General features: G+C 62.7%; 22 protein-coding genes. 9 read left to right on the plus strand and 13 right to left on the minus strand.

The genetic code is table 11. From position 1 onward, the window contains the following. Window positions 1-43 precede the first annotated feature (43 nt). Window positions 44-847, minus strand: a complete 804-nt coding sequence (locus EAO39_RS02145; protein ID WP_120965801.1) for an exodeoxyribonuclease III — start codon at window positions 845-847, stop codon at window positions 44-46. Window positions 848-857: 10 nt separating this feature from the next. On the opposite strand from EAO39_RS02145, the gene pyrE reads away from it, so the two are divergent. Together pyrE and EAO39_RS02155 are read left to right on the plus strand one after the other, a co-directional pair. Then, window positions 858-1,559 (plus strand): orotate phosphoribosyltransferase, encoded by a 702-nt coding sequence (pyrE, locus tag EAO39_RS02150; RefSeq protein WP_120970592.1) that lies wholly within the window; start codon window positions 858-860, stop codon window positions 1,557-1,559. A 7-nt stretch (window positions 1,560-1,566) separates the two neighbouring features. Continuing rightward, window positions 1,567-2,211, plus strand: coding sequence for a DUF4124 domain-containing protein (locus EAO39_RS02155; RefSeq protein WP_120965803.1), 645 nt, complete (start codon window positions 1,567-1,569; stop codon window positions 2,209-2,211). Window positions 2,212-2,230: 19 nt separating this feature from the next. Here EAO39_RS02155 and EAO39_RS02160 read toward each other — a convergent pair whose 3' ends face one another. The 5 genes from EAO39_RS02160 to EAO39_RS02180 form a co-directional block, all read right to left on the minus strand. Continuing rightward, entirely contained in the window at window positions 2,231-2,578 is a 348-nt protein-coding gene (locus EAO39_RS02160) for a hypothetical protein (RefSeq protein ID WP_120970594.1), read from the minus strand. An 84-nt stretch (window positions 2,579-2,662) separates the two neighbouring features. Continuing rightward, the gene (locus EAO39_RS02165) at window positions 2,663-2,890 is read right to left on the minus strand and encodes a hypothetical protein (protein ID WP_120965805.1); all 228 of its coding nucleotides are present in this window, start codon (window positions 2,888-2,890) and stop codon (window positions 2,663-2,665) included. 88 nt (window positions 2,891-2,978) lie between these two features. Next, a complete protein-coding gene (locus tag EAO39_RS02170; RefSeq protein WP_240466878.1) occupies window positions 2,979-4,112 on the minus strand; it encodes an HPP family protein in 1,134 nt (377 codons plus the stop codon). Window positions 4,113-4,232: 120 nt separating this feature from the next. After that, window positions 4,233-4,802, minus strand: coding sequence for a nitroreductase family protein (locus EAO39_RS02175; RefSeq protein ID WP_120965807.1), 570 nt, complete (start codon window positions 4,800-4,802; stop codon window positions 4,233-4,235). A 370-nt stretch (window positions 4,803-5,172) separates the two neighbouring features. Continuing rightward, window positions 5,173-6,210, minus strand: a complete 1,038-nt coding sequence (locus tag EAO39_RS02180; protein ID WP_120965809.1) for a hypothetical protein — start codon at window positions 6,208-6,210, stop codon at window positions 5,173-5,175. Between the two features lie 299 nt (window positions 6,211-6,509). Between EAO39_RS02180 and serA the strand changes: the two genes are divergently transcribed. The 3 genes from serA (at window position 6,510) to EAO39_RS02195 (ending at window position 10,788) form a co-directional block, all read left to right on the plus strand. Then, complete coding sequence (serA, locus tag EAO39_RS02185) at window positions 6,510-7,739, plus strand: phosphoglycerate dehydrogenase (RefSeq protein WP_120965811.1); 1,230 nt, start codon at window positions 6,510-6,512, stop codon at window positions 7,737-7,739. 221 nt (window positions 7,740-7,960) lie between these two features. After that, on the plus strand, window positions 7,961-9,970 hold the full coding sequence (locus EAO39_RS02190; protein WP_120970598.1) for an oligopeptide transporter, OPT family: 2,010 nt from the start codon (window positions 7,961-7,963) through the stop codon (window positions 9,968-9,970). Next, window positions 9,967-10,788 (plus strand): hypothetical protein, encoded by an 822-nt coding sequence (locus EAO39_RS02195; protein ID WP_120965813.1) that lies wholly within the window; start codon window positions 9,967-9,969, stop codon window positions 10,786-10,788. The genes EAO39_RS02190 and EAO39_RS02195 overlap by 4 nt, the downstream gene beginning before the upstream one ends. A 53-nt stretch (window positions 10,789-10,841) precedes the next feature. Here EAO39_RS02195 and EAO39_RS02200 read toward each other — a convergent pair whose 3' ends face one another. The 5 genes from EAO39_RS02200 to gatC form a co-directional block, all read right to left on the minus strand. Continuing rightward, a complete protein-coding gene (locus EAO39_RS02200) occupies window positions 10,842-11,645 on the minus strand; it encodes an alpha/beta fold hydrolase (RefSeq protein WP_120965815.1) in 804 nt (267 codons plus the stop codon). 914 nt (window positions 11,646-12,559) lie between these two features. Beyond that, window positions 12,560-13,252 carry an excinuclease ABC subunit A gene (locus tag EAO39_RS02210; RefSeq protein ID WP_120965819.1) on the minus strand — a complete coding sequence of 231 codons (693 nt, stop codon included), beginning with the start codon at window positions 13,250-13,252 and terminating at the stop codon, window positions 12,560-12,562. A 127-nt stretch (window positions 13,253-13,379) separates the two neighbouring features. Further along, window positions 13,380-14,837, minus strand: a complete 1,458-nt coding sequence (gene gatB / locus EAO39_RS02215) for an Asp-tRNA(Asn)/Glu-tRNA(Gln) amidotransferase subunit GatB (protein WP_120965821.1) — start codon at window positions 14,835-14,837, stop codon at window positions 13,380-13,382. A 22-nt stretch (window positions 14,838-14,859) separates the two neighbouring features. Next, a complete protein-coding gene (gene gatA, locus EAO39_RS02220; protein WP_120965823.1) occupies window positions 14,860-16,350 on the minus strand; it encodes an Asp-tRNA(Asn)/Glu-tRNA(Gln) amidotransferase subunit GatA in 1,491 nt (496 codons plus the stop codon). Between the two features lie 20 nt (window positions 16,351-16,370). Then, entirely contained in the window at window positions 16,371-16,670 is a 300-nt protein-coding gene (gatC, locus tag EAO39_RS02225) for an Asp-tRNA(Asn)/Glu-tRNA(Gln) amidotransferase subunit GatC (RefSeq protein WP_120965825.1), read from the minus strand. Between the two features lie 209 nt (window positions 16,671-16,879). On the opposite strand from gatC, the gene EAO39_RS02230 reads away from it, so the two are divergent. The 4 genes from EAO39_RS02230 to mrdA all read left to right on the plus strand — a co-directional run bounded on the left by EAO39_RS02230 (window position 16,880) and on the right by mrdA (window position 21,632). Beyond that, window positions 16,880-17,926 carry a rod shape-determining protein gene (locus tag EAO39_RS02230; RefSeq protein WP_099739859.1) on the plus strand — a complete coding sequence of 349 codons (1,047 nt, stop codon included), beginning with the start codon at window positions 16,880-16,882 and terminating at the stop codon, window positions 17,924-17,926. Between the two features lie 201 nt (window positions 17,927-18,127). Continuing rightward, window positions 18,128-19,138: a rod shape-determining protein MreC gene (mreC, locus tag EAO39_RS02235; protein ID WP_120965827.1), complete on the plus strand. Its 1,011-nt coding sequence runs from the start codon at window positions 18,128-18,130 to the stop codon at window positions 19,136-19,138. Next, window positions 19,135-19,653, plus strand: coding sequence for a rod shape-determining protein MreD (gene mreD, locus EAO39_RS02240; protein ID WP_120965829.1), 519 nt, complete (start codon window positions 19,135-19,137; stop codon window positions 19,651-19,653). The genes mreC and mreD overlap by 4 nt, the downstream gene beginning before the upstream one ends. A 26-nt stretch (window positions 19,654-19,679) precedes the next feature. Continuing rightward, entirely contained in the window at window positions 19,680-21,632 is a 1,953-nt protein-coding gene (mrdA, locus tag EAO39_RS02245) for a penicillin-binding protein 2 (RefSeq protein WP_120965831.1), read from the plus strand. A gap of 19 nt (window positions 21,633-21,651) precedes the next feature. Here mrdA and EAO39_RS02250 read toward each other — a convergent pair whose 3' ends face one another. Then, entirely contained in the window at window positions 21,652-22,410 is a 759-nt protein-coding gene (locus EAO39_RS02250) for a TSUP family transporter (RefSeq protein WP_120970600.1), read from the minus strand. A 480-nt stretch (window positions 22,411-22,890) separates the two neighbouring features. Beyond that, complete coding sequence (locus EAO39_RS02255) at window positions 22,891-24,612, minus strand: GMC family oxidoreductase N-terminal domain-containing protein (RefSeq protein WP_120965833.1); 1,722 nt, start codon at window positions 24,610-24,612, stop codon at window positions 22,891-22,893. Between the last annotated feature and the right edge of the window lie 23 nt (window positions 24,613-24,635).

Here is a 24,635-nt window from a genome sequence, read left to right on the forward strand (position 1 = left end):
GCTCCCGTGGCACGGCATGCATGCCACGGGGCCAGGCGTAGGCTCAAAGCGTGAAGTCGTAGCCCACGGTGATGGGCGCATGGTCGGAGAACTTCACATCCTTGTAGATGTGCTCGGTGCGGGCCAGGGCGGCGGTGGCCGGCGTGGCCAGGTGGTAGTCCAGACGCCAGCCCACGTTGTTCGCATAGGCCTGGCCGCGGTTGCTCCACCATGTGTAGCAGGCATCCGTGGTGTCGGGCTGCAGCAGACGATAAACGTCCATCAGGCCGCCCGTTGTTTCAGTCTTGTGCAACAAATTTGTCATCCAGGCGCGTTCTTCGGGCGTGAAGCCGCTGTTTTTCTGGTTGCCGCGCCAGTTCTTCAGATCGATTTGCTGGTGGGCGATGTTGATGTCGCCGCACAAAATGAACTCGCGCTCGCCCTTCATCTGCATCAGATGGGCGTGCATCTCGGCCAGAAAACGGAATTTGGCAGCCTGGCGCAACTCGCCCGAGCTGCCGCTGGGAAAGTAGGAGCTGATGATGGACAGCTTGCGCGAGGGCGTGTCAAAACGCGTCTCTACATAGCGGCCTTCGGCGTCGAACTCGTGGGAGCCAAAGCCGATGACCACGTCCGAAGGCTCGTGGCGCGAGTAGACGCCGACGCCGGAATACCCTTTTTTCTCGGCAAAGTGAAAATGGCCTTGCATCTCGGCTAACACCTCAAAGCGGCCGGCCATATCGGGTGCCTGGGCCTTGATTTCCTGCACGCAAATACAATCCGGCGCAGTGGCTGCAATCCAGGCTTCCACGCCTTTGGTTGTGGCGGAGCGGATGCCATTGAGGTTGAGGCTGGTTAATTTGAACAAGGATGAATCCATGGTGGTGAGTGAGAAGCCAATGGACGGTGCTGACCGTCTGGCGCAGGAATTTGTGCAGTTTGCCGTTGATTCTGGCGTGCTGCGTTTTGGCGAATTCAAGACCAAGGCCGGGCGCCTGAGCCCGTACTTCTTCAACGCTGGCCTGTTTGACGATGGCGCCAAGATGGCGCGCCTGGCCGAATTCTATGCAAAAGCCATTTTGGCCAGCGGCATGGAGTTTGACATGGTGTTCGGCCCGGCCTACAAGGGCATTCCGCTGGCCGCCACCGTGGCCGTGGAGCTGGCCCGCAACGGCAAGAACGTGCCTTTCGCTTACAACCGCAAGGAAGCCAAGGACCATGGCGAAGGCGGCACCCTGGTGGGCGCGCCGCTCAAGGGCCGCGTGCTCATCATCGACGATGTGATGTCGGCCGGCACGGCGGCACGCGAGTCGATTGCCATCATCAAGGCCGCAGGTGCCGAGCCCTATGCCGTGGCGATTGCACTGGACCGCCAGGAAATGGCGACCGAAAACGGTCAGGATGTGCCGCATAGTGCCGTGCAATATGTGCGCAATCAGCTGGGCATGAAGGTCAGCACTATTGCCAAACTGGCCGATTTGTTGCTTTATCTTGAAAACCAGGGTGGCGACGCAGGCAGCGCCCACCATGAACGCGTGCTGGCCTACCGCCAGCGTTACGGTGTGAACGACAAGGGATAAGCTCTTCATGAAGCAGGCGTTGCGTGCGAAGCTGGGTTGGTGTTTGGCAGGCATGGTGTGGGCCGGGAATGCGCTGGCCCAAACGGCGCCTGCCGGCAGCGGCACCATCTACGCCTGCACGGACGCCAAGGGCCGACGCATCACCGCCGACCGCCCGATTGCCGACTGTGTGGACCGCGATCAGCGCGTGCTGGGCGCCACCGGCGTGGAATTGCGCCGGGTGGGTCCTACGCCGACCGACCAGGAACGCGCCACACAGGAGGCGAAGAACCGCCAGCAAGAGGCCGAGCAGCAGCGCCAGCGGGAAGAGCGCTCACGCGAGCGCGCCATGCTGCTGCGCTACCCGAATCAGGCAGCGCACGATGCCGCACGCGCCCAGGCGATTGCGCAGGTCACCAGTCAGATGGAGCTGGGGCAGCAGCGGCAAGCCGAGCTCAAGGAGCGGCGCAAGAAAATCGACACCGAGATGGAGTTCTATCAGCAGAACCCCAAGAAAGCTCCGGCCAATCTGCGCCGCCAGCTGAGCGAAAACAACGAGCTGCAGCTCGAACAGCAGCGCTTTCTGCAGCAGCAGGAGCAGGAGCAACAACGCATACATCAGCGTTTTGATGCGGAGCTGGTCCAGCTGCGCAAGCTCTGGGCCGCGTCCTAGAACCTCAACACCTTCGCTCCTAATCGAGCTTTCCGTGCATCTTGATCAGCCGCGCAATCAGCAGGGCGGCCACCCAGGCCATGCCGCCGATCAGCAGCGGCAGCTGTAGCAGCAGACTGCCCTGGGCCAGGATCATGAGCGCATCGGCCTGCCACAGGCTGGCATAACCCTTGAACACCCCGTAAGCCAGCCACAGCAGCAGCCCCGCGCAGCTGAGGGCGGCAATCGTGCGCACATTGCGTCCGTCCTTGCTGGCGGCAGGAATGCGCAGCGCCTGGCGCAGCACCAGGCCTGCAGCTATCAAAACCAGGAGCACGCAGGCGGCAAGCGACAGCGGCAGCCACAGGGACAGGGGAAGCAAGGACATGGCGCGGCACTTTAGAGCAAACGGGGCGCGGGCAAAAAAATAACCCACCGAAGTGGGTTTGATTATGCAGGGCCCTCAGCGCTGCTAAGCGGGTTTCCAGACGGCCTGGCCTTGCGCCGCACCGGGTACGGCCTGTATGCCCAGCACCACGGCGTGGCGGGCCAGCAGCTCGTCAAACAGCTGGCGGCTCTCGCTGTTGGCGGGGCTGTCCTGGTACTCGGCAACCACCTGCTCGGTGGTGAAGGAATGGGGGGCGAAGCGCTGCACGATGTTGCGCAGCTTGTCGAGGTTGGGCGTGAACTCGGTGTGCATGGCGACTCCTTCACAGCATTCAAAACAGCATGCAAGCAGTGTAGTCCGCCGCGCCAGCGCAGCAAGAGGGAAGCCCTGGCCCCAACCGCTATTTGAGTGCCAGCAAGGTGCGGATCACATCGCTGCGGGTGATCACGCCCACCAGCACGGCGCCGCGCAGCACGGCGATGAACTGCACGCTGTGCGAGGCCAGCTCCTGCAGCAGATCGCCCATGGGCGTGGATTCCTGCACGCACATCTCGGGCTCGCGCATCAGGCTTGCGGCCACCGGCTCCAGGTGGGGGCGCTGAGGGCGTATGCGCCGCCACAGCGACTGCTTTTGCTGGCTGCGGTGGCCTTCCCAGAGCCAGTCGAACAGGTCGGCGCGCAGCACCCGCCCTATGAGCTCGCCCTGGGCGTTGACCACGGGCAGGCTTTTGATCAGATGGGTGTGAAACAGATCGGCCACCTCTTCCAGCGACGTCTCGCGCTGCACGCTCAGCAACTGGGTCGACATGACCTGGCCGCAGCTGATGGAGGCAAAGCGGCGCTTGATGGCCTGCTCTTCGGCGGCGGCCAGCAGCTCGCCCAGATCGTCGGGGCCCAGGTTGTAGGTCTGGTCAAAACGTTCCAGCAGCTGCTGCAGGTCTTCGCTGCTCAGCGCCAGAGAGGAGCGGGTCTGCAGTTCGGGAGCCGGTGCCGGTACATGGGCGGGGTGCAGATAGGCGCGGCCGCAGGCCCGGTGGTAGAGCACGCCCACGGCCACAAGCGCGCCCGAAAGCACGGCCATGGGAATCAGCAGATGCCAGCCCAGAGGCAGCATCTGGGCCGAGGCTAGCACCGTCAGCAAGGCCACGGCGCCGCCTGGCGGGTGCAGGGCGCGACAGGCCAGCATCAGGGCGATGGCGCCGGACACGGCCAGTGCCGCCAGCGCGGTTTGCGACAGCTGGGGAAAGGCCCACAGCAGCAGCAACGTGTACAGCGCCGATACCGTGTTGCCCATCACGCAGTTCCAGGGCTGGGCCAGTGGACTGCTGGGCACGGCAAACACCAGCACCGCCGTGGCACCCAGCGGGGCGAACAGGAACAGCGTGTGCGGGAAAAAGTGATCCACCAGCCCCACCAGCAGACCGGCCAGCGCCAGGCCCAGACCTGCGCCAATGCCGGCCCGCAGCAGATCCCGCCATGAAGGGCGGGTGGTCACGGGGCCCAGGCGTTGCCACAGTGTGCGTTCAGCAGTCATGATGAGTTAATGGATTTGATAGCGGCTGGCGACATCCCTGTAATGGGTACAGCCAGTTTTTGATGTTTTCTACCCGACCGCACGGGTGACAACGCGGCCGGGCTTGAGTGCAGTCCGGCTTCAGACCTGAGCGGCCACGGCGCCTGCGCTCAGCACTTCAGCCAGCGGCTTGCGGGGCGAGGCGACTTCGCGCTCGCGCAAATCCTCGGGCAGGGTGGAGGCATCGGCACGGCGGCCCACGGCGATCACCACCTCGGGCACCAGGTGTTCGGGCAGGCCCAGCACGGCGCCGGCTTCATCGGCCGAGAAACCGCCCATGGCGTGCGTGGCCAGGCCCATGGCATGGGCTTCCAGTGCCAGATAGCCCCAGGCGCAGCCCGCGTCAAAGCTGTGCTTGGCGGCCGAGGCCTGCTTGTCCGACAGCAACACGATCAGGGCGCCGGCATTCAGGCACCAGCGGCGGTTGAATTCGTTGGGGATGTGGGAGAAAGCCTCCCAGTGCGCATCACCGCGCAGCGCATAGGCAAAGTGCCAGGGCTGCTTGTTGCTGGCCGAGGGCGCCCAGCGGGCGGCATCCACCAATTGCTCGAGTTGGGCGGTGGTCAGCGCTTCTGGCACAAAGGCACGGGGCGACATGCGCTCCAGAAACTGGGGCTGGATCGGTGTGGTGGTTTGGCGGGAGAGGGTCATCGACAGGTCCAAAAACAAAACAGCCCGGCTCCATAGGGAAGCCGGGCCGATACCTTAGCGCAAGCCCCGGTTTCTTGCCCGGGGCCGGTTAGAACGTGTTGACGATCTCTACGCAGCCGCGTTGAGGCGCAATCGGAATGAGTTCGAAGCGATGTGGCTTGCTTGCACCGGGGTGCAAGCAAGCCGCAGCGCGAAGAAATCGCCCGATTTCGCCTCAACCCTTCGGGCCAGTGCCTTTGCGGGCGCCCGGCCAGGGGCGCTCTGCGGTGTTGCGGTCGCTTGCAAGGCCGCAGCCTTGCTGCGCACCCGCGCCTAGCATCCCATCCCGCCAAGGTACTGGCGCGGCGCCGAGGAGATCGTCAGCACGTTCTTAGGGTTTTGTCTTGTCTTGCTGGCTCATCACGCGCATATGGCGCTCCATGCGGATCAGCACCAGCACCATGATCACCATCACCAAGCAGGCAATCAGCATGGTGGTGAAGGCGGTCTCCACGCTGCTGAACTGCCATTTTTCCTGGTCGGGGTTCTCGCCCTTGAGCACCTGGGCCGTGCGGTCGAAGGCCAGCGTGTAGTTGATCAGCAGCGTGTTCACGATCTGCTGTGCCGGTTGCTGCTGCAGCTTGGCGGCCAGGCTCTCGTTGCCCAGCACCTGCTGCAGTGCGGCGGGCAGGCCTTTGACATAGGCCTCGTAGGCTCCGCTGCCGTGCTCCATCTCGGCCGCCGAGGCGCGGTCATTGATCTCGGCCACCAGATTGACGGGCTCGCTGAGCATCAGCTCCGAATCGGCTTCGGCAGCAGCTGCAACTGCGGCATCGGCTGCGGCGGCGGCAGCTCTGGCTATCGTCAGGTCTTCGCGCGTCAGAGAGATTCGGTGGGCCGAGATTTCGGCATCCACGGCGGCGGCCGCAGCGTCGGCGGCTTCGGAGTCGCAGCAGGCGTTCTCACGGGCCTCGCGCAGCTTGATCTGGCGGTTCACTTCGGCAGGCGAGGGCAGGACATCACCTTGCAGCAGCGGGTGCAGCGGAGTCAGGCCCTGGCCGCTGTTTTCCTGCTCCACACGCTTGCGTTCGGCGGGGTTCTTGTAGACAAAGCCGCGCAGCAGGCCGTCGGCCTTCTGAAAACTGGGGCGCAGCGCCGGGTCGGCCAGGCGTTTTTCCACCGGCAGCGCATTGCCCAGGCTGCTCAGGTCGCGCTCGGTTTCGTCCACCATGTACTTGAGGTCATAGGGGGCGTCCTTCCAGTCCAGCGCCGTGGAGGCCGAGGCCGCTACCGCCGGCGGCTTCTTGGGCTGGTAGTGATCCCAGAGCCACAGGCCCATGCCCAGCAGCACAAACACCGAGAACACCAGCAGGACCACGCGCACGATTTGCACGAGCACGTCCTCGATACGGCTAAATAGATTCAACATAGGCGGAAATTCCTCAGAACGTCTTGTCGTTAAAGCGCTTTCTGCTATTGATTTGAAAGCGTTCCATGGGGCGGCATTCTAAAAAATGAAAGTGAATGTCGCAGTCTTTTACACCTGCTTCCCAGCTGGGTGGGCGCTTGCTTTGCCAGCGGGCGCTGTACCGCATGGGGCGCTGCCATCTGAGGCAGAATTTGCCCCTGTATCGCGCTGCGGTATTGCCGCCGCCATGCTTTGCACCCACGATTCGTGGCGATATAGCGTATTCGTTTTAATAGGGTTTTCACGGATCGGCGCAAACCATGACCAAAACATCGCTCGACAAATCGAAGATCAAGTTTTTGCTGTTGGAAGGCATTCATCCTTCCGCCTTGAAAGTGCTGCATGACGCGGGCTACACCAATGTGGAAGCCTTGACCGGTGCGCTGGAGGGCGAGGAGCTGAAGGCCAAGATTGCCGATGCCCATTTTGTGGGCATTCGCTCGCGCACCCAGCTGACCGAAGAGGTGTTTGCCGCCGCGCACAAGCTGGTGGCTGTGGGCTGCTTTTGCATAGGCACCAACCAGGTCAACCTGAACGCGGCGCGCGAGCGCGGCGTGGTGGTGTTCAATGCGCCTTACTCCAATACGCGTTCGGTGGCCGAGCTGGTGCTGGCCGAAGCCATTCTGTTGCTGCGCGGCATCCCCGAAAAGAACGCCGTGGCTCACCGTGGTGGCTGGAAGAAAAGCGCTGACAACTCCTTCGAGATCCGTGGCAAGACCCTGGGCATCGTGGGCTATGGCTCCATCGGCACCCAGCTCTCGGTGCTGGCCGAAGGCCTGGGCATGCGCGTCATCTTCCACGACGTGGTAACCAAGCTGCCGCTGGGCAATAGCAGCCAAGCTGCTTCGCTCAAGGATCTGCTCTCGCGCAGCGATATCGTCACCCTGCACGTGCCCGAGCTGGCCTCGACCAACGGCATGCTGGGTGCGGCCGAGATTGCTGCCATGAAGCAGGGCAGCATTCTGATCAATGCCTCGCGCGGCACCGTGGTTGATATCGAGGCCCTGGCCGAGTCCCTGAAAAGCGGCAAGCTGCTGGGTGCGGCCATCGACGTGTTCCCGGTCGAGCCCAAGAGCAACAAGGACGAGTTCCTGTCGCCGTTGCGCGGCATGGACAACGTCATCCTCACGCCCCATATCGGCGGCTCCACCATGGAGGCGCAGGCCAATATCGGCCTGGAAGTGGCGGAAAAGCTGGTCAAGTACAGCGACAACGGCACGACCACCTCGGCCGTGAACTTCCCTGAAGTGGCCCTGCCCGAGCATCCAGGCCAGAACCGCATCCTGCACGTGCACGAGAACCGCCCCGGCATTCTCTCGGCCATCAACCAGGTGTTTGCCGACAACGGCATCAACATTGCCGGCCAGTACCTGCGCACCGACGAGAAGGTGGGCTATGTGGTGATCGACATCGATGTGGATTCCTCGGCGCTGGCAGTGCAAAAGCTGTCGCAGATCGCCGGCACCATCCGCTGCCGCGTGCTGTTCTGAACGGCTTGCGCTGTTCTCAAGAAAGGAAGCTTAGGCTTCCTTTTTTCATAGCGGATTGCGCTTTCCCATCAAAGGCTTAACGGTTAAAAGATGCCTGTTTTGGTGCCGAGTTGGCTTGAAAAACAAGCCATTGGGCGTTAGAAGCGTCAGACGGGTCTGTGCCTGAGCGAAGATGGGTTGTGCCGCAGCAGAACTCGCTGTCTGCTGCGGCCTTTGTTTTCATGAAAAATTCGATCTCTATGCGTGAATTTACCCTGCGCGGCGTCATTCTGGGCGCGTTGATCACCCTGGCGTTTACTGCTGCCAATGTGTACCTGGGTCTCAAGGTGGGGCTGACCTTTGCCTCCGCCATTCCTGCGGCGGTGATCTCCATGGCGCTGCTCTATCGCTTCAAGGACTCCAATATTCTGGAGAACAACCTGGTGCAGACCCAGGCCTCGGCAGCCGGCACTTTGTCGTCGGTGATCTTTGTTCTGCCCTCGTTGCTCATGCTGGGTTTGTGGACGGGCTTTCCCTTCTGGCAGACGGCCTTGATCTGTGCGGCTGGCGGCACGCTGGGCGTGCTCTACACCATACCGCTGCGTCGGGTGATGGTGGTGCAGTCCGACCTGCCTTATCCCGAAGGCGTGGCCGCCGCCGAGGTACTGCGCGTGGGCGATGCACAGCGCCACAAGGGTGAAGATGCGGCGGCAGGTGATGCTGCGCGCTCCTCGGGTCTGCGCGAGCTGGGCTGGGGCACGGGCCTGGCGGCCCTGTTCGGTTTTCTGAGCGGCGGTCTGCGCCTGCTGGGCGATGCCTTCAACTTCTGGATTCCCGCTGGCAGCGTGGCTTTTCGCGTGGCGGCGGGCTTCTCGCCCGCGCTGCTGGCCGCCGGCTATCTGATGGGGGCTGCGGCCGGGATTGCCGTGCTGATGGGGCTGGTGCTGTGCTGGGGCCTGGTCGTGCCCTGGCTGACGGCGCAGGCAACGCCTGGCGCAGGCCAGGCGGTCAGCGAACTGGCCAGCCAGCTCTGGAGTGCCAAGGCCCGCTTTCTGGGCGCAGGCGTGATCGGTATCTCGGCGCTGTGGACGGTGGGCACGCTGGCCGGTCCCATCATCCAGGCCATTCGCAAGCAGCCCGCGCGCGGCGCCAAGGGCGCGCAGCCCGAGGGCGGAGAAACCGACCGGGACATGCCTCGCAGCTGGATGCTGGTCATAGGCCTGGCGGCGTTGGCCGTGCTGTACTTTGTGGTCAGCCATTTTCTGCAGGAACATATGCCGGAGCTGGGCGGCCAGCCGCGTTTCTGGCTCAGCCTGCTTTGCGTGCTGTTTGCCGCCGTGTTCGGCTTTCTGGTCGCTGCGGCCTGCGGCTATATGGCGGGCTTGGTGGGCTCTTCGGCCAGCCCCATCTCCGGCATAGGCATCATTGCCACCATCTTGATGGCCAGCACCTTGCTGGGCCTGCATGTGCTGGTGCCCGCGTTCGCCAGCTTTGTCTCGGGTCAGCTGGGCGTGGCGCTGGTGCTGTTCATGGTCTCGGTGGTGCTGGCCATGGCCTCTATCTCCAATGACAACCTACAAGACCTCAAGACCGGCTATCTGGTCGGTGCCACACCCTGGCGCCAGCAGGTCGTGCTCATCATCGGCTGCCTGGTCGGAGCGCTGGTGATTCCGCCGGTGCTGGATCTGCTCTACAACGCCTACGGCTTTGCCGGCAGCCTGCCGCGCGCCGGCATGGACCCCAATCAGGCCCTGGCGGCACCCCAGGCCACGCTGATGCTCAAGATTGCCTCCGGCATTTTCGAAGGTTCGCTGGACTGGGCCATGCTGGGCCTGGGCGTGCTGGTGGGGCTGGTCGTCATCGTGGCCGATGTGAGCCTGCGCAAAAGCGGCAAGGGCGCGCTGCCGCCCCTGGCCGTGGGCCTGGGCATTTACCTGCCGCCCACCATAGGGCTGACGCTGACCATTGGCGCGCTGCTGGGCTTTTTCATTCAGCGGGCCATCAAGGCCCATGGCCAACGTGCCGCTAAGGCCTGGGCGGCCGCCGCCGAAGAACGCGGCCTGCTGCTGGCCTCCGGGCTGATCGTGGGCGAAAGCCTGATGGGCATTGTGATTGCCGCACTGATAGGTTTCAGCGGCAAGGACGCACCGCTGGCGCTGGTGGGTGAGCATTTCGCTCCGGCCATGTGGCTGGGCCTGGCGTTTTTTGCGGGCCTGTGCAGCTTCTTCTATCGTCGGGTGTTGCGCAAATGAAGAGCGGGCTGTTCCAGGGTGGGCTTGAGGCGCCGCCGTTTCGCCAGGGCAATTTCAGCTTTGCCCATGAATGGCTGGAGCAGGTCGGCACGCTGGACGGGCTGCTGGCGCGCTTGGATGCCTTGCGCGGCGCAGACGACGCTCACCGCTATCTGTGCACGCTGGACGATATCAGCCAGTGCAGCTACACCTGCGGCCACGCCGGGCAAGACGAGCGCCTATACCTTGACGCCCCCGAGGATGAGGACTGGGATGACGCGGCGCAGATGCAAGCCAGAGCGCTGGCCACGCTGCAGCACCGTGTGCGCCAGCTGGCCCAGCCCGGGCTGGTGCAATCCTGGGGCCAGGTCTGCGGCAGCTTGGCCGTGGCCTGCGATGACGTGGATGCTTTGCTGGCCGCCAACCGCGAGCCCGATAGGCTGCTGGACGAGGTGATCTATGTGCAGCGCGTACCCGCCGCCCTGCTGCCCGGCGATGACGCGCTGATTGCCGCTGCCCCTAACGGCTACTTCAGCGCGGACTGGGATACGTTTCAGAACCACGCCATCATTTGCCATCTGGCCGCGCACTATGGCTATCGCTTCTTTGCCATGGGGGCAGCCTGGATGGGCTTTGAGCGCGGCACGCCGCCGGATGCCGTTCTGGCTGAGCGGCTGGTACAGGATTTGCGCGAACTCTACGGCAAGGGGCGGAGCGAGGTGCTGGGCCATGCGGCCTGGGCCAGGCTGGCGCAGCAGTTGCAAGCGAGGCGCACGTTGGTGCTGGGCTATGCGGAGAACCTGACCGAGAGCCTGGGGCTGGATCAGGACGCCGAGTGAACTTCGGTATGGATAGCTAAAAGCGTTTTACGGTGAAGCGCTTTTCGGCTATTTCAGCTCGCACCGCCGACAAAATTCTCAATGGCCGTCCAGAAGCCTGCCGAGCGGAAGATGGTGGAGTGGTTGGCCTGTGCAAAGGCCTGCACCTGCACCGCCTTGCCCTTCAGCTGTTGCAGCAAGGCGTCGGTACGCGCGGGCTCCACCACCTGATCGCGTCCGGCACGCAGTACCAGAATCGGGCCTTGGTAGTTTTTCAGATGCGCGGCGGAGTCGAACGGGTCTCTGAGCAGCAGCTCCACCGGCAGCCAGCCATACATGCCGCGCACCGTGTTCAAAATGCTGTCGAAGGGCGTGACCAGCACCAGCTTGTCGGGCTGGCGCAGATCGGCCACGGCCGCCGCCACGCCTGTGCCCAGACTGCGACCTATGACGGTGATGGGTTCTTGCGGGTGCAGCCGCCTGACCTCGTCAAACAGGGCGGCGGCATCCAGCTCCATCAGCTCCTGCGTGGGCTGGCCCTCGCTGGCACCATAGCCCCGGTAGGCCAGCATATAGATATCGCTGTGCGGCAGACTGCGCGCCAGCTGCTCCCGTCGGTGCGCAATATTCTCGGCATTGCCGCCAAAGTAGATCACCGCATTGCTGGCTTTGCCGCTTTTGGGGTGCTGCTGCCAGCCACGCAGCAGCACATCTCCACGCTGCAGCGAGAAATTCGTGCTCTCCGCTGCCACCCGCGTATCGCCGCCCAGAAAAATCATGCTGCGCTGCTGCGCAAACATATAGCTGCAGATACAGACATAAACCGCCACGCACAGGGCGAGCAGCCAGAGCAGGGGCTTGAGCAGCTTGGAGAACATGGGAGCACAAAGTGTTGGGTTTGCGCCTGATTGTGCGCAGATTTGTGTGACTTTGGTGTGCGCTTTACCTCGGCTTTATGTAAGCGGTAGTTTGAGGAATTGATAGCGGGTGGCGCTTGATGTGACTGGGCTGAAGGCTTGTTTTGCTTTGTGCCTGATTTGCACGTAGAGGGCGGGTCTCGGCCCGCCAGCCGAGGTACTTTTCTTTGCTTCGCCAAAGAAAAGTACCCAAAAGAAAGGCGACCCTACTGCCCCCGTCCCTCCGGCTGCGCCTGCGGGCAACCTGCGCCGCCAACCTCTTGTGGCTGTGCGGCAAAACTCACTTCGCGCCTTTGGCGCTGCGTTCAAACAGGTTGCCGCAGATTGGATGACGATGCGTCTGCACTCTGCGGTGCAGCCGCGCGCCACAAGAGGCTGCCGTCGCAGGCGTGGGCACAAGGGGCGAATACCGGGAACGGGATAGCTTCTTTATGCAATTGATAGCTGCTGGCGCAATTGGAATAAGCACCAGAGACGAATTTCGTCATAAATCTCGCAGGCCGTCCGGTTCCATCCCTTTTGGCTGCGCCTGCGGCACGCGGTTCAGGCTGCGGGCAACGCTGCCGAAGGACAGCGTTGCTTCCTGCTCAAGCTTGCCGCCGTCTGTTTGAGCGAAGCGGCCATGCCGCGTAGCGAGTTGGGCGGCACCGCAGACTGAATTGCGTGACGCAGGTTTGCCCGGAGCGAAGCGCAGGGGCGCAGACAGCAGGGGCGCATTCTTTGGGTTACGTTTCTTGTGCGAGCAAGAAAGGTAACTCGCCTGCCGGGGCGAGACTCGGCCTATGCAGCAAAAGCGTAAAAGTATTGTTTGAGCTGAGCTATTTCTAATAGTTTTTAGAAGGTGAATCTGTAGCTGAGCAGACGCTTCTCAAGTTTCACGCCCCAGGCAAAAAATACTCCGACTTATGCTGATTCCGTGAACTGCTGACACACAGCTTCAACCGCGCTTCCATGTATTGCCGCACTTCCGAGCGGTCGCACATCTGCGCCAAGTCTTCCCAGTAGAGCAAGCTGGTGAATGAAGACTTCGCAGATTCTGCCGTATCGCCCTCGGTCACTTCTGCAGGGCGCGCAGGGGTGGGTACAAAGATGGGCCCAGTCACCGGGGCGTATTGCTGCACAGGTCGGCCCGCAGCTTCTTCCTTGCGGCGAGAAGTCAGCAGAAAGTAATGCTGCGTCGCTTGAGCCAGATGCGGTTTTTTATCGGTGTCGAAGACCTTGTCCAGTCGCTCCATGCCCTTGGCCACATCGGCGGCGTAGGTCCAGTTGCTCAGGTATTTGGTTTCGATGAACAGAAAAACCTGGCGGGCGGGGTCGGAGATGAGTACGTCGGACAGCTTGCTGCGCAAGCGCTCGTGGCACAGGTAGGCGTGCGTGTCGAACGAGACGTTGGGGCTTTGCAGGCCCAGGTCTTCGCGGCCAGAGACTTCCTGGATGTAGCGGTTGAACTGGACGATGCGCTTGGCATAGCCGGCCGTGAATTCATTGAAAAAGTAGCCGGCAAAGAACTTGGTGCAGAGATTGCGCTCTTTTTCGGATTCGATGAGTGAGGCGTTCGCGAAGATCACTGAAATTTTCCTGAGCAGGAGGTGCAGGGGCTCGTCCGTGCGGCTGGCCGGTGCAACAAAGCCGCAGGCGGTGCTGCCTGCGGCTTTGTGGGGACTCGCCGGTGTGGCGAGTGGGTGCGTTGGTGCCTTAGGCCAGCTTGGCCTTGAGCAGCTCGTTTACCTGCCCAGGGTTGGCCTTGCCCTTGGAAGCCTTCATCACCTGGCCGACCAGGGCGTTGAAGGCCTTGTCCTTGCCGGCGCGGTATTGCTCCACATTGCCGGGGTTGGCGGCGATCACCTCGTCGATGATGGCTTCCAGCGCGCCGCTGTCGTTCATCTGCTTGAGGCCCTTGGCTTCGATGACGGCATCCACATCGGAACCTTCGCCGTTCCACAGGGCTTCAAACACGGTACGGGCCGCGTTGTTGCTGATGGTGCCGTCGGATATGCGGGCAATCATGGCGCCGAGCTGGGCGCTGGTGACCTTGACCGCGTCCATGCCGATTTCTTCGGTATTCAGGCGGCGCGAGATTTCGCCCATGATCCAGTTGCTGGTCAGCTTGGGCTGGTTGCAGGCCTTGGCGGCGTCTTCAAAGTAGGCGGCCATGGCCTGGCTCTGGGTCAGGGTGGTGGCGTCGTACTCGGGCAGGCCGTATTGTTCGATAAAGCGGGCGGCCATGGCGCGGGGCAGCTCGGGCATTTCGGCCTTGACGCGCTCCACCCATTCGGGGGCCACGACCAGCGGGGGCAGGTCGGGATCGGGGAAGTAGCGGTAGTCGGCCGCGTCTTCCTTGGTGCGCATGGCGCGGGTCTCGCCCGTGTCGGGGTTGAACAGCACGGTGGCCTGCTGGATCTTCAGGCCGTCTTCGATCTGTTCGATCTGCCAGAGGATTTCGTAATCGATGGCGATCTGCATATTCCTGAACGAGTTCAGGTTCTTGATCTCGCGGCGCGTGCCCAGGGGCTGGCCGGGCTTGCGCACCGACACGTTGGCGTCGCAGCGAAAGCTGCCTTCCTGCATGTTGCCGTCGCAGATGCCGATCCAGGTGACGATCTTGTGCAATTCCTTGGCATAAGCCACGGCTTCGGCAGTCGAGCGCATGTCGGGTTCGGTCACGATTTCCAGCAGCGGCGTGCCGGCGCGGTTCAAATCGATGCCGGACTGGCCGATGAACTCGTCGTGCACGGACTTGCCGGCGTCTTCCTCAAGGTGGGCGCGCACCAGGCGCACGGTCTTCAAGACGTTGTTCTTACCTTCTTCCAGATAGAAGCTGACTTCACCGCCTTGCACCACGGGAATCTCGAACTGGGAGATCTGATAGCCCTTGGGCAGGTCAGGGTAGAAGTAGTTCTTGCGCGCAAAAATGCTGCGCGGCGCAATCGTGGAGCCCAGAGAAAGTCCCAATTTGATAGCGCATTCCACCGCCTTCTTGTTCATGACCGGCAGGGTGCCGGGCAGGGCCAGATCGACGGGGCAGGCTTGGGTGTTGGGCTCGGCACCGAAGGCGGTGCTGGCGCGGCTGAAGATTTTGCTGTTGGTGGCCAGCTGGGTGTGGGTCTCGAAGCCGATGACGACTTCGTAGCCATTGATCAGTTTGACTGTCATTGAGGGTGTCCTTCCTGCGTTCTCAGATACCGGCGGGCGTGCGCAGGTGGAAGTCGGTGGCTTGCTGGAAGCGGTGGGCGGCGTTGAGCAGCTTGGCTTCGCCAAAGTAGTTGCCGATCAGCTGCAGGCCTACGGGCATGCCGCCGTCACCAAAGCCTGCGGGCAGGGAGAGGCCGGGCAGGCCGGCCAGCGATGCGGGCAGGGTGAAGATGTCGGCCAGGTAGTTGGTCACCGGGTCGGCCTTGCCGCCAATGGCCCAGGCCGTGGTGGGTGCTGCGGCACCGGCGATGACGTCGCAGTCCTTGAAGGCGGCCTGGAAGTCGTCGGCAATCATGCGGCGGATCTTCTGCGCCTGCAGATAGTAGGCGTCGTAATAGCCTTCGGACAGGACATAGGCGCCGATCATGATGCGACGCTTGACCTCGTCGCCAAAGCCTTCGGCGCGGGTCTTTTTGTACATGTCGTTGAGATCGACATAGTCCTTGGCGCGGTGGCCGAACTTCACGCCGTCAAAGCGCGAGAGGTTGGACGATGCCTCGGCTGGAGCCAGGATGTAGTACACGGGCACGGACAGCTCGGTGCGCGGCAGGCTGATGGGCACCAGCTTGGCGCCCAGCTTTTCATATTCCTTGAGCGCGGCATCGACGGCAGTGCGCACGTCGCTGCTCAGGCCTTCGCCAAAAAATTCGGCGGGAATGCCGATGCGCAGGCCTTCGATGGAGTCGTTCAGCTTCGCGCTGAAGTCTTCGGCAGGATAGTCCAGGCTGGTGGAGTCACGATCCAGGTCGGGGCCGCACATCTCGGAGAGCAGCAAGGCGCAGTCTTCGGCGCTGCGGCCCATGGGGCCGGCTTGGTCCAGCGAAGAGGCGAAGGCGATCATGCCGTAGCGGCTGGCGCGGCCGTAGGTGGGCTTGATGCCGGTGATGCCGCAAAAAGACGCTGGCTGGCGAATCGAGCCGCCGGTGTCGGTGCCGGTCACGGCCGGGGCCAGACGGGCGGCCACGGCAGCGGCAGAGCCGCCCGAGGAGCCGCCGGGCACGCGGTCATGGTTCCAGGGGTTGCGCACGGGCTGGGCCGAGTCAAAGCCCACGGGGGCGATGGCCGAGTTCTCGTTGGCGCCGCCCATGGCGAATTCGTCGCAGTTGAGCTTGCCCAGGGTGACCACGCCGGCATCGGCCAGCTTTTTCACCACGGTGGCGTCAAACGGCGATTGGTAGCCTTCCAGCATCTTGCTGGCGGCGGTGGTGGGGAAGTCCTTGGTGACGAAGATGTCCTTGTGCGCAATCGGCACGCCGGCCAGCTTGCCGCCTTGGCCGGAGGCAATCAGCGCATCAGCTGCCTTGGCCTGGGCCAGGGTGACGTCTTCGTTGATGGAGACAAAAGCGCCCAGGTTCTGGTGCTGCTTGGCGCGGGCCAGAAAGTGCTGGGCCGCTTCGGTGGCGGAGACTTGCTTGGCGCGCAGCTGTGCGGCCAGCTCGGCCACGCCGAGGTTGTGCAATTCGGTGTTGCTCATGGTTCTTGGGCTTTGCGCGTTTATTCGATGACCTTGGGCACCAGGAACATGCCCTTGTCGGCAGCCGGGGCGTTTTGCATGTTGGCTTCGCGGTTATTTGGCTCACTTACCAAATCGTCACGTAGCCGTAAGGCGATGTCCTGAATGGCGGCCACCGGATGTGACAGCGGGCTGACGCCCGAGGTATCCACAGCCTGCATTTTTTCGACGATGCCGAAAAAGTTGTTTAGTTGCGCTAGCATGCGCTCACTTTCGCCTGGTGACAGTTCGAGACGTGCCAGGTTGGCGATGCGCGCAATATCTTGATCGTTCAATGCCATAGGAATTATTTACAGAGCAGCCGTATGTAAAGCAGTGTTTCTGACCCTGACAGTAGAAGTTATTCACAGGGGATACGGTATTATCTCGGCTTTGCCACAATACCCTATCGAACTGGTCATTGTGCAAAAAAGCCCACCCACCCAGACTCCCCTACTTACATTCCGGCGACGGCCCGCCGATGCGCTTGCCGTGCCTGAGAGGACCTTGAATGTTCGGAGCTTTTCGTCGGTACTTCTCCACCGACCTTGCCATTGACCTTGGCACTGCAAACACCCTGATTTTCGCCCGAGACAAGGGCATTGTTCTGGACGAACCCTCCGTTGTGGCCATTCGCCACGAAGGCGGCCCGCACGGCAAGAAGGTGATCCAGGCCGTTGGCCGCGAAGCCAAGGCCATGTTGGGCAAGGTGCCCGGGAATATCGAAGCCATCCGCCCCATGAAGGATGGCGTGATTGCCGACTTCGTGATCACCGAACAGATGATCAAGCAGTTCATCAAGATGGTGCATCCACGCTCGGTGCTGACTCCCAGCCCCCGCATCATCATCTGCGTGCCCTGCGGTTCCACCCAGGTCGAACGCCGCGCCATCAAGGATGCAGCCGAAGCAGCGGGCGCCACAGCGGTCTACCTGATCGAAGAACCCATGGCTGCCGGCATCGGCGCGGGCCTGCCCGTGTCCGAAGCTTCGGGCTCCATGGTGGTGGACATCGGCGGCGGCACGACCGAAGTGGGCGTGATCTCGCTGGGCGGCATGGTCTACAAGGGCAGCGTGCGTGTGGGCGGCGACAAGTTCGACGAGTCCATCATCAGCTACATCCGTCGCAACTACGGCATGCTGATCGGTGAGCCCACGGCTGAAATGATCAAGAAGCAGATCGGCTCCGCTTTCCCTGGCTCCGAAGTCAAGGAAATCGAAGTCAAGGGCCGCAATCTGTCGGAAGGCGTGCCCCGCAGCTTCACCATCTCTTCCAACGAAGTGCTGGAAGCGCTGACCGATCCGCTGAACCAGATCGTCTCGGCCGTGAAGAACGCGCTGGAACAAACGCCTCCCGAGCTGGGCGCCGACATTGCCGAGCGCGGCATGATGCTGACCGGCGGTGGCGCTTTGCTGCGCGACCTGGACCGTCTGCTGGCCGAAGAAACCGGTCTGCCCGTGCTGGTGGCCGAAGAACCGCTGACCTGCGTGGTGCGCGGCTGCGGCATGGCGCTGGAGACCATGGATCGTCGCCAGGGCAGCATCTTCACCAGCGATTGATCGCTGGCTGACTGCGGTGTTTTGCAGCCAGTGGCCTTCCGGCGACTGCTGCAAGATACCACCATGTGAACAAACAGGGCTTGAGTCCGTGATACGACTGCATACCGCGCTCTCTTTTTTCAGTTCTCTGCAGGTGCAGAGAGGCTTGCGCACGGCTGCTGCCTGTGAGCGCTCTGCCGCACGGCCGATTCGAGGCTGCGCATGACGCTGGAAACACTGGATCGCCGAGCCCCTTCGCTGTTCAAGCAGCAGGCTTCACGTACCTCCCGGCTCGCCCTCTACAGCGCCTTGGCGCTGTTTTTAATGGTGGCGGATGCACGCTTCAAGATCACGGCCCCGGTGCGCACGGCCGTGGCCATGGCTTTGTCTCCGGTGCAATGGCTGGTGGCTCAGCCGGTGTTGGCTTACCAAAATGCCAGCCGCTATGCCGAAGTGCAGCAGCATGCCGTGGCCAAGGAAGACGCGGCCCGCAAGGAACTGGTGGCCATGGCCCTGAGGGCCGAGCTGGCCGAGGAGCTGCTGCAGGAAAACGCACATCTGCGGGCTCTGCTGGATCTGAGCGCGCGCCAGACCACACAAGGCCAGGCCGCCGAGGTGGTGTTCGACAGCCCCGATCCCTATACCCGCCGGGTGGTGATAGACAAAGGCCAGGTGGATGGCATTGCCGCCGGCTCGCCCGTGCTGGATGAAAACGGCATCATCGGTCAGGTCACGCGCCTGTACGCCACGCGTTCCGAAGTCACTTTGCTGATAGACCGCGACCAGGCGATTCCCGTCTTCAACCCCCGTACCGGTGCGCGCAGCGTGGCCTATGGCGATCCGTCGCCGGCCCGCAATGGCGGCATGGAGTTGCGCTTCATGCCCAGCAATGCCGATGTGCAGGTGGGCGATTTGCTGACCACCAGCGGCGTCGATGGTCTGTACCCGCCGGGTCTGCCCGTGGCCAAGGTGGTGACCGTGGATCGCCGCGCCGATTCGGCCTTTACCCGTATTTACTGCGAGCCCGTGGGCCGGGTGCAAGGCGTGCGCCATGTGATGGTGCTTAAGCCGCAAGACCGTGTGGTCCATCCCGAGGCTGCCAATATGGCTGCTCAGGCCGATGCCGAGAAGGCGGACAAGGCCGCCAGGGCGCGCGGCAAGCGCGAAAAGGCTGCCGCTGACAAAGCCGATGCGGCCAAGCCGCCCGCAGCCACTCCCAAGGACCCCGCATGATCATGCCGCGCGGCCAGCAGCTGTTGCTGCCGGTCAATCCTCTGTTCATCGTCGTCACGCTGCTGATTGCGCTGGCCATCAACATGTTGCCGCTGGGCCCTGTGGTCTGGCTGCCTGATTTTCTGATGGTGTTGCTGGCTTTCTGGGGGCTGAACCAGCCGCAGAGGGTGGGCATGGGCCTGGGATTTGCGCTGGGTCTGCTGATGGATGTGGATCGCGGTTCCCTGCTGGGCCAGCATGCGCTGGCCTATACCTTGCTCATGTTTGTGGTGGGTGCGTCCAGCCGGCGCATGTCCTGGTTTTCCAGCTGGATTCAGGCCCTGCATCTGCTGCCGCTGTTTCTGGTCGTGCATGGCATTCAGGTGCTGATGCGGGTGATTGCCGGCGGCATCTTCCCCGGTCCCCTGTTTCTGGTGGCTCCGCTGATTGAAGCCGCACTGTGGCCGCTGATCAGCGGCCTGCTGCTGGCGCCCCAGCGCCGCGCACCCGACAGCGACGAGAACCGCCCGCTGTAATGGTCTGACACGGTAAGAGCACGCCCATGATGGAAGTCCGCAACACCGAAGCCGAGCTGCAACGCTTTAAGCTGCGCACCGTGGTGATGAGCGTGGTGGTGCTGCTGGCCTTTGGCCTGCTGGTCATGCGCCTGATGGTGTTGCAGATTGAGCGCCACGAAGAGCTGGCCGAACGCGCCGAGAACAACCGCACGGCGGTGGTGCCCATCGTGCCCAACCGGGGCCAGATTCTGGACCGCAACGGCGTGGTGCTGGCCACCAACTACTCGGCCTATACGCTGGAGATCACGCGCTCCAAGGTGGCGGATCTGGAGGAGACCATAGACGAGTTGTCCGAGGTCGTGGAAATCACCGCGCGCGACCGCCGCAAGTTCAAGCGGCTGATGGAAGACTCCAAGAGCTTTGAATCCATTCCCCTGCGCTCGCGCCTGACGGATGAGGAAGTGGCCCGGTTTGCCGCCCAGCGCTACCGCTTTCCGGGCGTGGACATCAAGGCCAGACTGTTTCGCTCCTATCCGCTGAAGGAGACGGCCAGCCACGTCATCGGCTATATCGGCCGTATCAATGTCAAGGAAAAGGAAGACATCGAGGACGGGGAAGACGCGGCCAACTACCGCGGCACCGAAGTGATCGGCAAGCTGGGAGCCGAGAAAAGCTACGAGCAGCAGCTGCACGGCCAGACCGGTTGGGAGGAGATGGAAACCTCGGCCGGCGGCCATGCCGTGCGCAGGCTGGGCAGCCGCGCCGCCACGCCGGGCAACAACTTGCAGCTGTCCATCGACATCAAGCTGCAGAAGATGGTGGAAGACCTCTACGGCGATCGCCGTGGCGTGGCCATTGCCATGGACCCGCGCAGCGGCGAGCTGCTGGCCATGGTGAGCAAGCCCACCTTTGATCCCAATCTGTTTGTGGACGGTATCGACCAGGAAAGCTGGAAGGCGCTCAACGAATCCATAGACCGGCCCTTGCTGAACCGGTCGCTGCGCGGCACCTATCCCACAGGCTCCACCTACAAGCCTTTCATGGGGCTGGCAGGGCTGGAAACCGGCAAGCGCACGCCTAGCACCATCATTCAGGACGGCGGCTCCTGGACGTTTGGCGGTCACACCTTCCGCTCGGGTCACGCTCTGGGCCCGGTCGATCTGAACCGCGCCATTCAGCACTCCAGCAATGTGTACTTCTACACCCTGGCCAACGAGATGGGCGTGGATGCGATTCACGATTTCATGAAGCCGCTGGGCTTTGGCCAGATCACCGGCATCGACCTGCCTGGCGAAGTGCGCGGCGTGCTGCCCAGCAAGGAATGGAAGCGCAACACCTACAAGCGCGCCGCCCAGCAGCAGTGGTTTGGCGGCGAGACGATTTCCCTGGGCATCGGCCAGGGCTATAACAACTTCACCATCTTGCAGCTGGGCCATGCCCTCGCCACCCTGGTGAACAACGGCGTGAGCAATACGCCGCATGTGGGTAAGGAGCTGATCGACGCGGTGACGGGAAAGCGCACCCAGGTGGCGCTGCCCCCTCCCGTCAACCTGGGCTACAAGCAGGCCAATATCGATGCCGTCAAGCGCGGCATGGTGTCGGTGGTGACGGGTGGCACGGGGCGCGGTGTGTTCGGCAGCGCCAAATACCTCTCGGGCGGCAAGACGGGTACGGCCCAGGCGGTTTCCGTGGGCCAGAAAGAGAAGTACAACGCAGCCCGTCTGGCCGAGCGCCAGCGCGACCACGCCCTCTATATCGCCTTTGCTCCCGCAGACGATCCCAAGATTGCTGTGGCGGTGATTGTGGAGAATGCCGGCTTCGGTGCCGCGTCTGCGGCCCCGATTGCGCGCCGCATCATCGATTACTGGTTGATGGGCGACTACCCCAGCGAGGCCGATATGGCGGCCATGCGCGTGGGCAAGGCCGGCCCGCCTATCGGTACGCCGCGCCGGGCCAGCGATATCTCGGTGCTGCCCGACGAAGTGCCTACGCCTTGATGATCAGGGCGGCCAGGGCTTAACGCAGGAAGGCGTCGTAGCCGGTTTTTAGAATCAGCACGCTCACCACAAAGATGAAGATGCCGCGCACAAAGCCCGTGCCGTGGCGCAGGGCCATATGGGTGCCCAGCATGGCGCCCAGCACATTGGCCACGGCCATGGGCACGGCCAGATGCCACCAGATGTGGCCCTTCATGGCAAACAGGCTGAGAGCGGCCAGATTGGTGGCCAGATTGAGCAGCTTGGCACTGGCCGAGGCGTTCAGGAAGTCGTAGCCCATGAGGCGCACGAACAGGAACACAAAGAAGCTGCCGGTGCCGGGGCCGAAGAAGCCGTCGTACACGCCGATCACCAGACCGATGGCGCAGGCCACCAGGGTTTCGGTACGGCCGCTGAATTGCGGTGCATGGACGCGGCCCATGTCCTTGCGCGCCAGCGTATAGGCCAGCACGCCGATCAGCACCACAGGCAGGAATTTGCGCAGAAAGTCGGGCGAGATCTGGGTGACGGCCCAGGCGCCGACAAAGGAACCCACGGCACCTACGATGGCCGCAGGCATCATGGCGCGCCAGGGCAGCTGCACCTTGCGGCCGTATTGCCAGGTGGACATGGCCGTGCCCCAGACGGAGGCGCTCTTGTTGGTGCCCAGCAGCGTGGCCGGCGGAGCCGAGGGGAAGGTGGCAAACAGGGCCGGCAGCAGGATCAGGCCGCCGCCGCCGACGATGGCATCAATAAAACCCGCCAAAGCGGATGCCAGTGAAACAATGATCCAGTCCATGAGTGTGCGCTCGCCAGTGATGCAGGGCTTGCGCAAATGACAGGGGAGCAAGCCGCTGCACCAAAATTGCGCAAACAAAAGCCCGTGAATACGGAGTCGGCCGGGCAGCGCCGGTATCCGGGTTACGGGAAAGCGGCGATTGTCGCACCGCCGTGCACACTCTGCAGAGATATAAAAAAAGCGCCTTTTCAGGCGCTTTTGAATGCATCTTTGATGCTTTTATATATATTGATCTGTTCTGAGTCGAGTTGTCTCCTCGGCCCCTCCTTGCTACTTCATGGAGCAGCGAGAGTGACAAGAATGTAAGGGCTGCACCGCGCTGGTGCATCGGGGAATTCCCTTGGGTTAATGGAATAAATTTCGACAGCTCGCTGAACTGAAAGTGGGCAGTGCTTTTCGTTTTGTTTTTGCAATCAAATCAATAGCGTAGTCTGCTTTTAAATAAAGGCTTGACCTTGTTTTTCTCATAAATTCGAAGCGTCAGAGGGCCGGGACTTCTTCCTGGTGCACAACGGTCTTGCTGCGCCACTCTTCCCGGATCCAGGTGGCGGCTTTCTCGGCCATCATCAGCGTGGGGCTGTTGGTGTTGCCGCTGGTGATGCGCGGCATGGCGCCGGCATCCACCACACGCAGGCCTTGCACGCCGCGCACTTTGAAGCGGCTGTCCAGCACGGCCATGGGGTCGTCGATGCGGCCCATCTTGGTGGTGCCCACGGGGTGGAAGATGGTGGTGGCAATGTCGCCGGCCAGCCGCGCCAACTCCTCATCGCTTTGGTATTGCAGGCCTGGCTTCCATTCCTCGGGTGCGTAGCGGGCCAGGGCGGGCTGGGCCACGATGCGGCGGGTGACGCGCAGGCTGTCGGCTGCGACCTGCCGGTCTTCGGGAGTGGAGAGGTAATTGGGCGCGATAGCCGGTGCCTGGTGAAAGTCGGCACTCTGGATGCGCACCGTGCCCCGGCTGCTGGGGTTGAGATTGCAGACGCTGGCCGTGAAGGCGGGAAAGTCGTGCAGCGGCTCGCCAAAGGCGTTGAGCGACAGAGGCTGAACGTGGTATTCGAGGTTGGGGTAGAGCAGGCCGGGGCTGCTGCGCGTGAACGCGCCCAGCTGGGAGGGGGCCATGCTCATGGGGCCGCTGCGGTGCAGCAGGTATTCGAGGCCGATACCGGCCTTGCCCACCATGCTGCTGGCCATGGTGTTCAGCGTTTTGGCACCCTGGATCTTGTACACCGAGCGAATCTGCAGATGGTCTTGCAGATTGGCGCCCACGCCTGGCAGATCGCGGCGTACGGTAATGCCTTGCTGCTGCAACAGCGCGCCCGGGCCTATGCCCGAGAGCTGCAGGATTTGCGGCGAGTTGACGGCTCCGGCGCAGAGCAGCACTTCGCGTTCGGCATGCACGGTGACCATTTCATTGCCGGTCCAGACCTGGGCGCCGGTGCAGCGCTGGCTGCCGTCGGGTAAATCTTCCAGCAGCAGGCGGCTGACCTGGGCCGTGGTCCACATCTCGAAATTGGGGCGGCCATAACAGGTGGGGCGCAAGAAGGCCTTGGCCGTATTCCAGCGCCAGCCGGCTTTCTGGTTGACCTCGAAGTAACCCACGCCTTCGTTGCTGCCGCGGTTGAAGTCATCGGTGGCGGGGATGCCGGCTTGTTGGGCGGCTTCGGAGAAGGCATCCAGAATATCCCAGCGCAGGCGCTGCTTTTCCACCCGCCACTCGCCGCTGCTGCCCGTGCTCGGATTGCCGTGCAGCTGTCGGAACTCCTCGCTGACCGGCTCGTTTTTGAGTTGCTCCGGGTCCAGTCGCCAATGGCTTTCATGCTGCTTGAAGGCCGGCAGCACCTGATCCCAGCGCCAGCCCTCATCGCCCGTCAGTTCGGCCCACTGCTCGTAGTCGCGAGCCTGGCCGCGCATATAGATCATGCCGTTGATGCTGGAGCAGCCGCCCAGTGTCTTGCCGCGCGGATAGCGCAGGCTGCGGCCGTTGAGGCCGGGGTCGGGCTCGGTCTGGTAGAGCCAGTCCGTGCGCGGATTGCCTATGCAGTACAGATAGCCCACGGGGATGTGGATCCAGTGGTAGTCGTCCTTGCGGCCTGCTTCGATCAGCAGCACACGGCAGCGGGATTCGCGGGTCAGGCGGTTGCAAAGCAGGGCACCTGCCGTGCCGCCGCCAATGACGATGTAGTCAAACGTGGTGTCGCTCATGAAACAAATGCAGGCTTGCCGCT

The sequence above is a fragment of the Comamonas sp. lk genome (assembly GCF_900564145.1).
Lineage (GTDB): Bacteria > Pseudomonadota > Gammaproteobacteria > Burkholderiales > Burkholderiaceae_C > Comamonas.

Excerpts from the sequence above, each read along its gene's own strand:
- mrdA (WP_120965831.1), top strand. The coding sequence starts at position 19,680 with ATGATGGAAGTCCGCAACACCGAAGCCGAGCTGCAACGCTTTAAGCTG.
- EAO39_RS02200 (WP_120965815.1), bottom strand. The coding sequence starts at position 11,645 with ATGTTCTCCAAGCTGCTCAAGCCCCTGCTCTGGCTGCTCGCCCTGTGC.
- serA (WP_120965811.1), top strand. The coding sequence starts at position 6,510 with ATGACCAAAACATCGCTCGACAAATCGAAGATCAAGTTTTTGCTGTTG.
- EAO39_RS02155 (WP_120965803.1), top strand. The coding sequence starts at position 1,567 with ATGAAGCAGGCGTTGCGTGCGAAGCTGGGTTGGTGTTTGGCAGGCATG.
- mreD (WP_120965829.1), top strand. The coding sequence starts at position 19,135 with ATGATCATGCCGCGCGGCCAGCAGCTGTTGCTGCCGGTCAATCCTCTG.
- mreC (WP_120965827.1), top strand. The coding sequence starts at position 18,128 with ATGACGCTGGAAACACTGGATCGCCGAGCCCCTTCGCTGTTCAAGCAG.
- EAO39_RS02160 (WP_120970594.1), bottom strand. The coding sequence starts at position 2,578 with ATGTCCTTGCTTCCCCTGTCCCTGTGGCTGCCGCTGTCGCTTGCCGCC.
- gatA (WP_120965823.1), bottom strand. The coding sequence starts at position 16,350 with ATGAGCAACACCGAATTGCACAACCTCGGCGTGGCCGAGCTGGCCGCA.
- gatC (WP_120965825.1), bottom strand. The coding sequence starts at position 16,670 with ATGGCATTGAACGATCAAGATATTGCGCGCATCGCCAACCTGGCACGT.
- EAO39_RS02165 (WP_120965805.1), bottom strand. The coding sequence starts at position 2,890 with ATGCACACCGAGTTCACGCCCAACCTCGACAAGCTGCGCAACATCGTG.
- EAO39_RS02190 (WP_120970598.1), top strand. The coding sequence starts at position 7,961 with ATGAAAAATTCGATCTCTATGCGTGAATTTACCCTGCGCGGCGTCATT.
- EAO39_RS02170 (WP_240466878.1), bottom strand. The coding sequence starts at position 4,112 with ATGACTGCTGAACGCACACTGTGGCAACGCCTGGGCCCCGTGACCACC.
- EAO39_RS02195 (WP_120965813.1), top strand. The coding sequence starts at position 9,967 with ATGAAGAGCGGGCTGTTCCAGGGTGGGCTTGAGGCGCCGCCGTTTCGC.
- gatB (WP_120965821.1), bottom strand. The coding sequence starts at position 14,837 with ATGACAGTCAAACTGATCAATGGCTACGAAGTCGTCATCGGCTTCGAG.
- pyrE (WP_120970592.1), top strand. The coding sequence starts at position 858 with ATGGTGGTGAGTGAGAAGCCAATGGACGGTGCTGACCGTCTGGCGCAG.
- EAO39_RS02250 (WP_120970600.1), bottom strand. The coding sequence starts at position 22,410 with ATGGACTGGATCATTGTTTCACTGGCATCCGCTTTGGCGGGTTTTATT.
- EAO39_RS02230 (WP_099739859.1), top strand. The coding sequence starts at position 16,880 with ATGTTCGGAGCTTTTCGTCGGTACTTCTCCACCGACCTTGCCATTGAC.
- EAO39_RS02255 (WP_120965833.1), bottom strand. The coding sequence starts at position 24,612 with ATGAGCGACACCACGTTTGACTACATCGTCATTGGCGGCGGCACGGCA.
- EAO39_RS02175 (WP_120965807.1), bottom strand. The coding sequence starts at position 4,802 with ATGACCCTCTCCCGCCAAACCACCACACCGATCCAGCCCCAGTTTCTG.
- EAO39_RS02180 (WP_120965809.1), bottom strand. The coding sequence starts at position 6,210 with ATGTTGAATCTATTTAGCCGTATCGAGGACGTGCTCGTGCAAATCGTG.